The sequence below is a fragment of the Rubripirellula tenax genome, assembly GCF_007860125.1.
GTDB classification, from domain to species: domain Bacteria; phylum Planctomycetota; class Planctomycetia; order Pirellulales; family Pirellulaceae; genus Rubripirellula; species Rubripirellula tenax.
Genome location: NZ_SJPW01000004.1, coordinates 523,042 through 535,716, shown reverse-complemented (window position 1 = coordinate 535,716; position 12,675 = coordinate 523,042). Strand labels below are relative to the sequence as shown.

The window sequence follows — 12,675 nt, the reverse complement described above, 5'->3', positions numbered from 1 at the left end:
AGTAGATGTCAGCACCTTGGATGACGAAAAGCCAATTCAAAGTGAGCGTTCGGGCAATCATCAAACGGCTGAGCGACCTTTCGATCATCAACGACACACACAACCGGCACCGGTTTCGAGAGATCAGCCGGCTCGCCCCTCGCTACCTTGCTCGTCGTGTTGAATCCGAGCCTTCTGGCCCATACACAAACATCGGTTCGAGATCCGATGATGTCATCGACTCTGCTTCACGAATCATCTCGGACACAACAGCTTTCCGTTTTTCAGTATGGCCGATGTATTCGTGCAGAGTCTGATCCAAGTCGGGGCCAGCTGGATGCTTGTCAATCGCGTAAGCCAATAGTGACTCGAATCCTTCCAGAGACTTCATCAAACGCATCAGACGCGCTACCGAAGCAGTCCGGCCCGCATGGACAACAGCGTTGTTCTGCGCTTGGCAGACAACTTCAAAGATTGGCCATTGGATTGCTTCTTCTTGATGCCGTAGCCTTGCAATGAGTGCGTCGGACAATTCAACGAGATCGGAAAGAATTGATCCGGGGAAGCCCGCTTGCGCGGACTCCAGCAATTGTTCGGGCGAATGTTGATCTTGAACCGTCATGAATCCATCCTATTCTCAATTCGATCCCGACAATCCACCAGCCCCTTTGCAGCAGCTTCCAGTGAATTCTCGGCGGCACATCGTGCGTTCAAGGAACGCAGTCTATCGACAAACTCCTCCAGAGCTTCAATCACTCGGTCGTAAACCTCTTGGAATCGCGACTCGAAGTCCTTGGTTTGTTGAGCGTCTAGCGACGCTGCCTTCGTCGATTCTTCATAATCCGCAGCGGCACATCGCAGTCTCTGACGCTCATGCTCAATCTTGCCATGCGCCTCGGTGAAAACATCGAGCTTCTCTTGAAAGCAGTCTTGATACGTCTGACATGCCTGCTGGAACCAAGGTTCCTCAATTCCTGCTAAAAGTGATTCGCAAAAGTCCGAAAGAGCAGCAAGCTTGCTCTTCCGATATCGCGCCGCATGTTGCTCTTCCGCAAGCGACGCCAGGATCCCCTTCGCTTCGGAAGAGAACTTGCTAACGTTCTGCCTGATAACAACGCTGAAACTGTAGCGGCTGCCAATCTGAACGCCTGCCGAATAGTACTCGGCATCGCGACTGCTCGTTGAGGTCGCAGAAGCGTTCAAATCAGGCAAGCTCACGAATGTGTTTACCTGCACGTCGTTTGCCAACGTTGCCGTTGCATCTGCCGATAGTTCGTTGTCTGACATCTGAGCCGATGAGGTGTTGCGAGTTGATGGTTCGTTAGCCTTCTTCGCGAAAAACGATTTGATCGTTCCAGCGTGCAACAACAGTGCCAAAACGCAAAGTCCACAGAAAGACCCGCTCTTAGGTGAAACAGGAACCTGCAGTGGTCCGAAAGCGACCGTAGTTGTAGGGATTTGATCAAACAGACCCGCAGCCACGGAAGAATGCGACTGACCACTTGGCCCGGCGAGGACCAAGCCTCCTGCGAACATGATGAGCAAAATCGCGACATTGCGTATGCTGCTCCAATGTTTCCGTAGTACTACCACAGTGTCTCCGTTCGCTACAGTTAATCAGCCACATTGCTGACTCCACGCCTTGGAGATCAAGAATAGCGCAACGAGATCGGAAAACAATCCCTAATGACCTGTCCGCACCTGCCCAATCCTGGCTCGCAGGAGAAGATGCGAAGTCTAGGGCGAATAGCGTGCAACGCGAGACGTTTGCTATCAAAGCGTGCAGGCAATCCGGCAATCCAGGCCTTCATTTCCTTCTCCAACGTATTGATATCCGCGTTCGGAGCGGTTCAGCTTCGGCTCATTCGCCATAGCGTTAGCACACAGGCGATCGCCAGAGTTTCGTTCGGGTAATTCGCGACGAGAGAGATCGCTGATGCATAGAACAAAACGAACATCGGCGGGTTCATCGTATTTTTGACGTCTGGCGATAAATGGGTCTCTCGAAAGGCCGAACGACCTTTCGTCGGAGCGGAAGTACGTCCGTCGGAATTTGCGTCCGACCAGCAATCTTTCGGATTCTATTTACCTCGCGATGGATTGTGAGCAATTGTCGTCGGATCGGAGCGTACGGAGCAACTGACAATTCGTAAAACGCTAACGCAAGCCTTTCGGCCGAGTCCACCTTGGCTCGCTCTGTGAATGTCGCCTTTAGGTCTAGATAGAAACTCCGTGTCAGGGCCACATGTGCATGCCATTTGTCATCACGGCTTCCGTCTTTCTTTCGTCCACCTGGCTTGTAGCTGACGCTGTAACCGGCGTATTGCAGCGGCGTGTGCCGAATGTCTCGAATCGTCTTGGACTCGAGTTCAAAAAACGGATGAATGCCTTTAGTAGCCATGATTACAAATACGTTTTGATGGCGAATGAGTTGCAAGTTGGCTCGCCCACCTTTTTTGCGTCGTGCCCTCGTTGATTCGCTTACGGCGATCTTGTACTTGGAAAGCAGTTTCTCATCGATGACGAATGGATCTTTGTCTGGTGGAATAGATCCACGAACGTAAAACCAATAGCCGTGGCGAAGGTAGGAGCAGGCGATTTGCTGAATGAACCCCTGAATGGATGTCGTTTCGACGCGATATTTCATGTGCCTCCATGCCGAAGTGAGAAAGACCAAATGGGAAGGATTGTTTGTGGCACAGTCCTTCCAAAAAGCCGTTAACCGAAAAGGCAAAACCATCGGTCTCTTTCACCAAGTGCATCAAAGCCGACACAATCGATGCCTTAAACGAGCAATCGAAAATGCGCGGTGCCATATTCTTGAATTGGCCCACGCTAATTCATACTGCCCGTCACCAAAGAAAACCGGTCGGCTGACAAGTTGAGTGCAGACGCACTCCGCTTGTCCGCCGTCGATCCGCTGCCTCAGAAGGCTCGTGCGTCAGCACAAGTCTTCTTAGGCCGCTCGCGCCTCTTCAGGGACCGTTGACCGAAAACTCCAGTCAACAACACAAAACTTCGACAGCTACATACTGCCCGTCAGTCCTTTCGTCGTGCTATCGCCGTCAGCACCACCTGTTACGACAGCAACGAGTCCCGACTGCCTTGCCGGATACATCGCCCAAACAAAAAATCGAGCTTCCGCCCGATTCTCGTTCGACTCTCTACTTGGACCACACTCCCATTCAACGGCGTTTGAAACACCCGGATGACTCGCGAGTCTACACTCGCTCCGGGCACCGGTAACCACACCGGCTGCCGCTGAACTTCCTGCGTTAGTCAATTCCTTCACCTTGCGAATCACGTCGCTATCCCGTTTTAGCGGGAGGAACGTTGGCCGTATGCATGGCTCGTCAAAGCCAGCATCGTTTAGCGAATCAAGTTCAATTGAACCGTCTCGCATTTCTGGGGACCGAACATGGAAGCATCCCCTTACCCATCGACCAAGGTCTTTCGCTGCTCGGCAGCGTCTTTCGCAAAGTTCACCGACAAGCCCTCGCGGGCCTTTCATAGTTGAGCTATTCACAGCCGCTGGATTTGCCAGCAGTCCCCGAGTCAAGTCACGCTCGGTTCGGCCTGTCGCCAGGCTCGAAGCTCCCCACGTCGGACACGTTGAACGAAGTCGATGACCCCGAACCCCGTGTGCAGGATTACTCATCATTCTCATGATTAAACCTCACCTGCTTTGGAGATTGACGGCCTCAAACCCGCGTTCGACAAGAACGCGGCGAGGTTTTTCCGCATCGCCCCCGATCTGGAATACAGTCCCCAGCGGGATCAATCTCATCGGATCGAATCGTTGGATTACTCGGTTCAGAAATCTCTGGCATACGAGGCCAGTGAAACGTAACCGGATTACTCAACGAAGCCTCCGTCGAACTGGACAAGCACCTCTCGATGCATCCAGCTCTACGGGCCAATCGCTTCACGGGAGGTTAACCCCGCGCCCTTAGCCTTGGTGGTAAGCCAAGGTTTACCAGGTGCGATTGGCTATCGAAGTTTGTCATGCTCGCCACCACTTGCGAATCGAATTTGCGACACGCTTGCAGCAGCACGTTCAACGTAAACGACAGCCGAAGCCGGGAATCCGTGCCCAGCCTCTGAGTTTTCAATAGCGCAACGCCAAAGTTAGGCAAGGATAAACTTGTCAGCAGCAGATTTGCTCCTAGCTGAAGCGATTTCAAACTTCATTCGACTTGTACGATTCGCAGTTCATGGACAAACGCATCGGAAGATGATACCTGCGTTACATGGATCCCAAAAGAGTCGATCAACGGTTAGTCTTCTTCGATCTCGTCGCAGCAGGCGAAGAGACGGACCGTCCGATCATCCAGATCGCGGCCATTGCGGTCGACCAAAGCCTACGGGAGATTGATCGCTTTGAAGCGAAGATCCGGTTCCGTCAAAGCGACGCAGATCCGCGTTCGTTCTTCGGCGGAACTTATGATCGCCGAACTTGGCGACATTGCGAGTTGCTTGAACAAGACGCCCTTGTTTGCGTGCAGAACTTCTTACAGCAACACTCAACCCTTGATGCATTTGGTGGTGTAAGAGAGAATTCCCCTACCGCTCAGTTGGTTGCGCACAACGCAACCGCGAAATTAGCATTCCTTCGCAATTGGTTTTTACGTCATCGAGCGTACTTTCCCGCGTCGCCTCGTCCGCTCTGCATAATGCAGCGGGCGGCCTGGTTGCTCTATGAAGACGTGCAGATGACTCCAGTATCAAACTACCGGCTCGCGACTTTGGCAGACTACTTTGGCGTAGAAATTCGCCAAACGGTTAAGCATGACCTCCTGACCAAGGTTGAAGCGAATCTCGCGATCTACCGGGCCTTGCAGCGTTGGATGCCCAGAAGCTCTGCGGCGATTCCGGCTCGTCAATTAGAGTCCATCTCCTTGGCGGCGAACGCGAACTAGCTTTTCCTGACTGTTTCGCTCGGGTATTTCAATTGCCATTCCTCCATGCGGACCATCCTTTCTCGGCGGGCGCAGAAGCTGACAGCCGCAGGGTGTAGGCCAGCGTCGGTTACGAGAAGGATCATAGCGCGTACCTGCGAAGTCATCTTTTGCGATTAGATAAACAGCTTGCTCGGCAACACAGGGAAGTGTCCGGAAATACTCAAACTTCGGATCAAATTCGGACTCCCTGGCCTCAATCAAATTCGGCAACGTCGTCGCCCTGCCGTCGATAACGTCCCAATAGTCTGGGTGCGAGAAACCATGATTATGTACAACTTCATGCAGCACAATGCCCGCCACTTCCCAGGCCAAACGCTGCCGACCGACTGGGTCGCTTGGAAACACTTTTGGACTTGTGTTTGCTACTTCTAGAAAGTAACGCCAGTTCATGTTGATGCTATTGTCGTGCAAACGGGCCGATCCAATGGCGAATTCGCACTGATAAGGCGTCATGGAGCAAACACAAAGCCGACCTTCATCGCCATCGTAGCGAAACTTCCCAAGCTTGAATAAGTCCGTCAGATCAGTCGTCTCGTAGCCATGAATGGGATCGGTCAATTCAATCGGCGGATACTCGTCCAGGATACGCTTCGTGTGCTCGTAGATCGTGCCTGTGCGCAGATGTCGATGCAGCAGTTCCATTGCCCTCTCCATGACTTCCAACATATAGAACTCGCCAAACTTTTCGCCAAGTAGTTCGTCTCGCAACTCGGGATGAAGTTGCCAGTCGGTTGTATCAAGATAAGCCATGAGTGCAATCCAGGATTTGAGAAGCCTCCATTCTAATTCCTCGATTTATCGGGGGCGGCAACTGTGGATAACTTCAGGAACACGTGTCGGCACCGTCACGCAAAAGACGGGAAAATGCGTGTCGCTTGCGTCGCAGAATGACGGAAAAGCGTGTCGCTCGCGTCACAGAATTCGGCCATTTGTTTAAGGCGACTGCGTGTAAGCACACGGATCGACTGTGAAAACCCTGGAGATTTGGCGAAGGTGAGGTGAGCCCCAAAGTACTTGTACAAAGTAAGTACTTGAAAACAAATGTTCTTGCTTTTGTAGTTAACCAACTGATCTCAGAATGTCGCGGGCGGAGGAAACAACGGTAGGGGAGCTGTCCTTGATTTTGGACGTCACGTTGTCCTGAAAGATTTCGGCTCGAAGCTTTTGGAATACTTCGGAACTCTGCGGTGTCATCTCATGCAGCTTCGCTTCCTTTCGTTTCAGATCAACCCACCAGTCGGGCGGAGTTCGTGTGCCGTTGGATGCCTTGTCGAGTGAGTCGACGAGAAAAGCCATCGGGCTTTTGTAAAAGAACGACATGCCGTGTCGTTCAATCGCTGCTTGAGTGATGTCACACCATTCATTTAGCAGGCGAGGCGAGAAACGTTGAATCAGTCGAATCGCTGGACCGTCCTCGAAGCCTATCTCACGCAGTGTCTCGAGAGTGGGGGAGTCGGCGGAAGATGGTCGGTAGCTCGCATGCTTGGCCGTTTGAAAGTAGGAGCCGCGTTGAAGCCGAACGAATTGATTTCCGCAACTGGTTTTGAAGACTTCCGCTTCTGATAGAACGTGTAGTTCAATCAGCCGTTTCAGGCAGCGACGCACTTTCGCTTTCATCTCACGAGGAGCCAACGTCGGGCTGAACCCAAGTAGATCAGTTGCTAACTGTTCCAGTGCGATCGCTCGCAGACGCGTGCGGCGGTGCGAAAGCACTTTGCTGACGAAAAGAAACAGTCGTCGGCTGGCAGCGTCCAATTCCCGATAGACGGCGAGATCAAAACGAAAATGACCTGCTGTGGACTTTACCATCTCGAAGAAAATCGGGTCCCAAGCGATTCGCCATGCCCGCGAAGATCGTGGGTCCTCCGGCAAGCTATAGCTGAAGAAGCTGAAGCTGACCCGACGGTGTTCGGCTCGCGTCGGATCGTAGAAGTTGTCGCTCATGTAGTTCAACACAGACAACCGACGAAGTGCTTCGCCGAAGGTTTTGTACTGCCGACCACCACGCTTGCTTCCTTGGTTGATGATTCCAAGTTGCCTGAGAATCCAGTGCGGCGTCGCCACGAGTTCCGCGTGAGGTTCGGCGGGCAGAAGACTCAGCGCGAGCATACCCCAAAGGTACAGCTCGTCAGAGGCCGACAATCCCAAAGGTGAGAAAACGCGGGCCTTGGCATAGCCTCGCTGCCCTGACTTGTTCACGAAGGAGTACTTCGCACCGTGGACAAGATTCTCGCGAAGTGATGCACGTGAATCGAGGGGACACAACGCGTGTTCCACGATGGACAGTTGCCCCATGCCCGTGACCCTTTCAAATGGACTTGATTGTTTCTTCATGTACCTCCATTGCTTTAACTCGCTTAAAGCATGACGACCCCGATGTGTCACCAAGAAATGGAACGTTGCCTGACCCTTGAGGCGGATGGGACGGAAAAGGAGAGTGATTTCGCGAAGCTATTGAGAATTGCACTGTGCAATTATTTTGGCGGGTTGCATGAGGTCGTCCGTCCGGAACTAAAATATGAGACGCAAACGACACGTACATACACCCCTTCAAAGTGAGTGCATTTTCCTTGACGACCTTCTCCTCAACGTGCGACGTTCTTGGCTGTGATATCGGTGACTTGAATAGAATTGCACGGTGCAATCAGCGAGTCTCGTTTGCCAAGGAGCGGTATGGCGGGAGTGACCCTGTGCTTGATCAATCAAAAAGGTGGTTGCGGGAAAAGTTCGACGTGCTTTCACCTCGCCGGTGCCTTTGCTGGACTCGGCTACTCAGTCCTCGCTGTAGACGCTGATCCTCAAGGATCTCTGAGCCAAGGTTTCTTTGGCAGTGATGAAATCGAGAACCTTCCAGCCGAACAGACTCTCGCAGCCGTTTTTGATGAGTCAACTTTCTTCGTTGATCGCCGTCAGTTGATTCGGCAAACAAGCTTCGACAACATTGCGATTCTCCCGACAAACCTGCATTTAGCCACATTCAATGCACCAACGCCAGAATCAGCAGGAATGATTCAGTATTCACTTCGCGACGCGCTTGACGAAATCGGTGAATACGATGTCACGTTGATCGACTGCCCGCCGAATCTCTATCAGTGCAGTTGGAACGCAATGATCGCTGCTGACTATGTGGTCATCCCGGTGCCGCCTGAAGACTTTGGCACTCAAGGATTGCGTGCCGTTCACCAGTGCATTGACAATGCCCGCAAGCTGAACACGAACTTGAGACGCCTTGGTCATCTCATTACCCGATACGACCGAAGGCTACTCGTGCATCGTTCCTACGAAGCAAGGTTGCGGACGCTCTATCAGGAAATGGTGCTGGACACGGTGATGCCCGAAGTCTCTGCGTTCAAAGTTGCACTCGCGTGCCGGCAACCAGTCCAAGCATACGCACCAAAATCGAAGGCTGCGGCGAGCATGCGTGCACTTGCTGGTGAGCTACTGACGCGTATCGAAAACCGAACCAATCGAAAAACAATGGCATAATTAGCAATGGCAAAATTACGAGACACGCTTCAGCGGATCCAGGGAAACCTCGACGAGTCGATGGGCGTCCGAAATCAGGAAATGCGACCAACCCTTAGTCCGGTTGCGAAGACAAAGGATGTTGGACGTCGGGCACTTCGTTCATTCGGAACGCTCGACATCGAGAAACTCATTCCCGACCCAGAGCAGCCAAGGGCGGTGTTCAGCAATGAAGAGCTAGAGCAACTTGCAAACAGCATCAGAGAGAAAGGCCAGCTTCAACCGATTCGCGTTCGCTGGTCAGAAGAACTCGCGACCTGGATCATTATCTCAGGCGAGCGTCGGTATCGTGCATCCAAACAAGCCGGGCTTCAATCGGTCAATTGTCAGTTCGTTGATGGAACGCTGAGCAAGAGCGAAGTTCTTCAGCAGCAACTGATCGAGAACCTTCTCCGCGAAGACTTGAAGCCAGTCGAAGAAGCGAAAGCATTCGATCAACTACGAGGGATGACGGGATGGAACAGTAAGCAACTCGCTGAGGCGATTCGCGTTACCCGATCAAAGGTAACCCGTTCGCTGGCTTTGCTGCGTCTGCCCGACCAAATTCGCCAGCAAGTCGAAGACGGAAAACTATCGGCGAAGGCAGCATATGAACTGTCGAAACTGTCATCCGACGATCAGATTCTAGCTGCATTCAATAGCTTGGACCGAAGCGGTGATTACAGTGCCGCCAAAGCCCAGAATCAAGTCAAGCAACGGCGGGGTAAGTCGACACCTTCCAAGACTCGAACCAAGCTCACGTTCGCGAGCGAGCATGGCATCAAGGTTGTGGTGTCGGCATCGAAGCAATGCAATTATGAACAGGTCGAAGAGGCACTGTCGATTGCGCTGGCCGAGGTCCGTCACCGGTTGGACAACAACACCCAACTCTAACGCCCTAACCCCCTGAGATCATTCAATATTTGCCGATAAGTCTTCTTATCGGTCAGTCTTCACTGCACCGAGTGTTGCGCTTCTCAATTCATCCGACTAGCATCCGCGCGTGCAATCTCTAACGAATAAAAATTTCGGACTCGTCATCGCGTTTCTTGTTCCCGGATTTATCGCGATCTGCGGTGTCAGTTTCAGGTCAACGACCGTAAATGTTTGGATCGCAGGAACCGAGGGTGTCTCAGTTGGTGGTTTCCTGTACTCAACGCTCGCCGCGTTATTCGTCGGCTTGCTATGCAGTACGGCCCGATGGCTGTGCCTTGATTGGCTACATCACCACACCGGGATCGCGCGTCCCGAATGGGACTATGTAAAACTACAAGCGAATCTCGGCGCCTACACGCTTCTTGAAGAGAACCATTACCGCTACTACCAGTTCTATGGAAACAGTCTCTTCGCCTGGTGGATTGCTTACGGTTGCTGGCGTTCAACGCTCGCTGGCCAGGAGCCACAGCCAGCCGATTTGGCGTTTGCCGGAATTTCGCTGCTTCTGTATCTCGGCTCAAGAGATACATTGCAAAAGTACTACCGCCGTGTAGAAGACCTGCTGTCCCCCACCTCAACCATCGGCATCATCACGTCCCCGCTCGATTTCTCGAAACATGTTGCTGAGCGGAACGCCAAGAGCTTGAGCTAGTTTCTCGGCCACGCCGATGCTGACCTGAACCTTGCCTAGCTCAATCGAGCTGATATACGTGCGGTGAACCCCGGCCTTGGCCGCGAATTCTTCCTGGGACAAACCGGATTTCTCCCGGTGTTTACGCACTGTCTTGCCAAAATCTAGTTCAATTGCGTCCATAAACCAAGGATTATGGGTTGAACTCGATTTATCTACAGACGATATTACTACAGACGATCGTCTGTATCGTCAATTGCCCCTAACCCCGACTGGAGTAAGTCATGACCAATGGTGGCGGAAATCACGAACCCAAAGGTTCGTCAACAAGCGGCGACAAGAAGACCAGCGAGTCGCAGCCAAAGACCAAGCCCAGCAAATGAGCTGGAATCCGCGAAGCCCCTGCCACGGCCGGGGCTTCCTCTTTTCTTGAGGCCTAGGCCTGCACAGCGACAGGCGATCTGCTTGCACGTCACAAACACGATCAACAGCGACGGGCCCTTCTTTGCTTTTCAGTAGCGGAAATTTGCTTTCTGACTACGTTCGTGATATCCAAAAAAAGACCTGTGCTGTTAGGCACAGGTCAGGAAAACTTAAGTCGTCGACAAAATGGCCGCGTAGGTCATTATGACTGCGTAGAGAATCAAGAACAAAATTGCGTTGGCATTCTGTTCTCGTCTTCTTGCATCTACATATGAACGACTCACTTTTTCCGTCGTTTTCCGTTTCGTCTTCATGGTGTCTCCGTAGTTTTGGGTTCATTCGATTCAGCAGTACTGGTGGACTGCTGAAACCAACAAGTAAAACAAAGGTTTGAAGCGATGGCGGAAAGCGACTCCTTCCTTATTTTTCACAAGCCAGAAGGGGCTGGGTTCCGATTTGGGTAGAGGGGGAACGGGTCTCTTATTGCGGGAAACGTACTTGGCGAGAAATCAGATCGACATCGTTCATGCTCCAAGCGTACCCAGGGATCTGCTGCGATCAAGTTCGTTCTGACCCAAACTTTTTCTGAATATTCTTGCGAGCGACGGAAGACGCTCGTGCACGAAAAGACCCACGCGCAAACGTGGGTCAGAGAGATCTACAGAAAGTACACGGCAAACCCGAAGACCACGGTGACGAACACGAGGTTCGCGATACTGTGGAAAACAAAAAGCCGGAGCAACAAATCAACATCCGCTGGGTTGAGCTGAATGGTGAAGTTGATCTGCTGTCTCTCGTTCCTTCGGTGCTTGCGTCGATTATTGCGATCGTACATGGTGTCATCCTTGTTCTGGTTCATTCGATTCACACCCCGCAACGGAGCATGAACGGAACACACCGAACTCAGAAGACGCATGCGGCATCCACCGAAGTCAGTCGCTTCCATATTTTTCACAAGCCAGAAGCTGGGCTGGGTTCCGATTTGGGTTGAGGGGGAACGGGTCTCTTTTGCGGGGAATGTGAACCATCGCGGGACGCGATGCTAAAAGCTTAGCGAGCGATTCCTACCGATCAAGTTCGATGCCCTATCCGTTCAACCTCTGCTTTGGTTTGGCTGGCTGCATTTTCCGGGTCGGTGCCAGCCAAACTGGAGTCCAGATCCAGTTTGGAAAATCAGTGGCAAATCAGTGGCAGGACTGCCCATTTTGGCCTAACTTGCTTACAATTCAGACTCAACGTGAGTTTCGATACTCGTCCGGCGGAACGCTGGGTTTGCGTTGGTTTTCCAGCCTAAGTCCAATGCTGGTTGGGTGGATTCAAAATCCTGTGAGGGCAACCTCGTGTGGGTTCGACTCCCACCTTCGGTACTCGTTATGAGCAAAGGACTTGCGGCTTTCTGGGCCGTGAGTCCTTTTTTCTTGCCTCGCTGGCAGGGCCCTCGAAGTCCGGTCAGCGTCCCGCACAGTCTAAAGGCCGCTGTATCCCCGCGCAATACCCGATCCGAATACGTTTGGACGTGCCGCAAATTACGATAGGATCCTTCCGGCAGTAGTGCTTTCCGGTTCGCAAACTCCCGGGCATCCCCTTCTCCACTGAACTCTTCCTCAAAAGTTCTTTCCCTCAAGGCCATTCATGTTCATTCGCGCAATCCTGATCACTAGCATCACCTTCTTGGCAACGGTTGCCAGCACGCCAAAGACGATCGCTCAAGACGCTGCGATTGAGGCCAATAAGAACACGCAACCGGTTGATCGCCCAAAGACCATGGACGCGATCAAGGAGTCCGTCAAAGATCTGACGGACGAGCAGAAAGAGAATCTCGAATCACTCAAAACGAAAGCGATCGCACAGGAAAAGGCCCTCTTCGAATCGGCAGGCATCACTTGGAAAATGTCAAAGCAACGCAGCGAAACCTACGAGAAATTGAAAGCCAAGGGGATCAAGGGCAAGGAACTTTCTGCCCAAGCCAGCAAGGAAGCTGACTACACCGACGAACAGGCCGCCGCCCAATCCAAAGCCGGAAAAGTCTGGAACGACTATCGATACGCGATCGTCAACGTCCTAACGGCTGAACAACGAAAGCAACTACCCAACTGGTTAACCAGCGCCCACGCTGCCCGTGTCAAAGCGGAGAAAGAAAAAGCCGCCGCAAAGAAGAAGTAGCGGCCAGGGGAAAAACACCTGCGCGAACGCAGAACCGAAACCGGGTGCAAGCCTTTTCGCTGCTTGGCATCGCTTGAT

The 12,675-nt window shown here is 52.4% G+C and carries 12 protein-coding genes and 1 tRNA gene; 7 read left to right on the top strand and 6 right to left on the bottom strand.

Translation table 11 applies throughout. From position 1 onward, the window contains the following. Positions 1–142: 142 nt before the first annotated feature. The 3 genes from Poly51_RS16545 to Poly51_RS16535 all read right to left on the bottom strand — a co-directional run bounded on the left by Poly51_RS16545 (position 143) and on the right by Poly51_RS16535 (position 2,626). Entirely contained in the window at positions 143–601 is a 459-nt protein-coding gene (locus Poly51_RS16545; RefSeq protein ID WP_146458888.1) for a hypothetical protein, read from the bottom strand. Further along, a complete protein-coding gene (locus Poly51_RS16540; protein ID WP_146458887.1) occupies positions 598–1,266 on the bottom strand; it encodes a hypothetical protein in 669 nt (222 codons plus the stop codon). The genes Poly51_RS16545 and Poly51_RS16540 overlap by 4 nt, the downstream gene beginning before the upstream one ends. A 679-nt stretch (positions 1,267–1,945) precedes the next feature. Continuing rightward, entirely contained in the window at positions 1,946–2,626 is a 681-nt protein-coding gene (locus tag Poly51_RS16535) for a hypothetical protein (protein ID WP_146458886.1), read from the bottom strand. 1,825 nt (positions 2,627–4,451) lie between these two features. Between Poly51_RS16535 and Poly51_RS16530 the strand changes: the two genes are divergently transcribed. Beyond that, a complete protein-coding gene (locus tag Poly51_RS16530; protein ID WP_146458885.1) occupies positions 4,452–4,898 on the top strand; it encodes a hypothetical protein in 447 nt (148 codons plus the stop codon). On the opposite strand, the gene Poly51_RS16525 is transcribed toward Poly51_RS16530, so the two are convergent. Continuing rightward, a complete protein-coding gene (locus tag Poly51_RS16525) occupies positions 4,863–5,690 on the bottom strand; it encodes a hypothetical protein (protein ID WP_146458884.1) in 828 nt (275 codons plus the stop codon). The genes Poly51_RS16530 and Poly51_RS16525 overlap by 36 nt on opposite strands. Positions 5,691–5,999: 309 nt before the next feature. Next, positions 6,000–7,274, bottom strand: coding sequence for a hypothetical protein (locus tag Poly51_RS16520; RefSeq protein WP_146458883.1), 1,275 nt, complete (start codon positions 7,272–7,274; stop codon positions 6,000–6,002). Between the two features lie 339 nt (positions 7,275–7,613). Here Poly51_RS16520 and Poly51_RS16515 point away from each other — a divergent pair, with 339 nt between their 5' ends. The 3 genes from Poly51_RS16515 (at position 7,614) to Poly51_RS30485 (ending at position 10,032) form a co-directional block, all read left to right on the top strand. After that, on the top strand, positions 7,614–8,426 hold the full coding sequence (locus Poly51_RS16515) for a ParA family protein (RefSeq protein ID WP_146458882.1): 813 nt from the start codon (positions 7,614–7,616) through the stop codon (positions 8,424–8,426). Between the two features lie 6 nt (positions 8,427–8,432). Beyond that, positions 8,433–9,338: a ParB/RepB/Spo0J family partition protein gene (locus Poly51_RS16510; RefSeq protein WP_146458881.1), complete on the top strand. Its 906-nt coding sequence runs from the start codon at positions 8,433–8,435 to the stop codon at positions 9,336–9,338. Positions 9,339–9,447: 109 nt separating this feature from the next. Continuing rightward, positions 9,448–10,032 carry a hypothetical protein gene (locus tag Poly51_RS30485; RefSeq protein ID WP_186775643.1) on the top strand — a complete coding sequence of 195 codons (585 nt, stop codon included), beginning with the start codon at positions 9,448–9,450 and terminating at the stop codon, positions 10,030–10,032. Here the strand turns inward: Poly51_RS30485 and Poly51_RS31820 are convergent. Then, a complete protein-coding gene (locus Poly51_RS31820; protein ID WP_146458880.1) occupies positions 9,955–10,194 on the bottom strand; it encodes a helix-turn-helix domain-containing protein in 240 nt (79 codons plus the stop codon). The two genes, Poly51_RS30485 and Poly51_RS31820, sit on opposite strands and share 78 nt — an antisense overlap. Positions 10,195–11,152: 958 nt before the next feature. Between Poly51_RS31820 and Poly51_RS16500 the strand changes: the two genes are divergently transcribed. The 3 genes from Poly51_RS16500 (at position 11,153) to Poly51_RS16495 (ending at position 12,597) form a co-directional block, all read left to right on the top strand. Further along, positions 11,153–11,425, top strand: a complete 273-nt coding sequence (locus Poly51_RS16500) for a hypothetical protein (protein WP_146458879.1) — start codon at positions 11,153–11,155, stop codon at positions 11,423–11,425. 297 nt (positions 11,426–11,722) lie between these two features. Further along, a tRNA-OTHER gene (locus tag Poly51_RS30480) sits at positions 11,723–11,801 on the top strand. Positions 11,802–12,066: 265 nt separating this feature from the next. Next, the gene (locus Poly51_RS16495; protein WP_146458878.1) at positions 12,067–12,597 is read left to right on the top strand and encodes a Spy/CpxP family protein refolding chaperone; all 531 of its coding nucleotides are present in this window, start codon (positions 12,067–12,069) and stop codon (positions 12,595–12,597) included. Positions 12,598–12,675: the final 78 nt, after the last annotated feature.

Bases quoted from the DNA above. Each gene is read 5' to 3' on its own strand.
- Poly51_RS16545 (WP_146458888.1), bottom strand. From the start codon at position 601: ATGACGGTTCAAGATCAACATTCGCCCGAACAATTGCTGGAGTCCGCG.
- Poly51_RS16540 (WP_146458887.1), bottom strand. From the start codon at position 1,266: ATGTCAGACAACGAACTATCGGCAGATGCAACGGCAACGTTGGCAAAC.
- Poly51_RS16535 (WP_146458886.1), bottom strand. From the start codon at position 2,626: ATGAAATATCGCGTCGAAACGACATCCATTCAGGGGTTCATTCAGCAA.
- Poly51_RS16525 (WP_146458884.1), bottom strand. From the start codon at position 5,690: ATGGCTTATCTTGATACAACCGACTGGCAACTTCATCCCGAGTTGCGA.
- Poly51_RS16520 (WP_146458883.1), bottom strand. From the start codon at position 7,274: ATGAAGAAACAATCAAGTCCATTTGAAAGGGTCACGGGCATGGGGCAA.
- Poly51_RS16515 (WP_146458882.1), top strand. From the start codon at position 7,614: ATGGCGGGAGTGACCCTGTGCTTGATCAATCAAAAAGGTGGTTGCGGG.
- Poly51_RS16510 (WP_146458881.1), top strand. From the start codon at position 8,433: ATGGCAAAATTACGAGACACGCTTCAGCGGATCCAGGGAAACCTCGAC.
- Poly51_RS31820 (WP_146458880.1), bottom strand. From the start codon at position 10,194: ATGGACGCAATTGAACTAGATTTTGGCAAGACAGTGCGTAAACACCGG.
- Poly51_RS16495 (WP_146458878.1), top strand. From the start codon at position 12,067: ATGTTCATTCGCGCAATCCTGATCACTAGCATCACCTTCTTGGCAACG.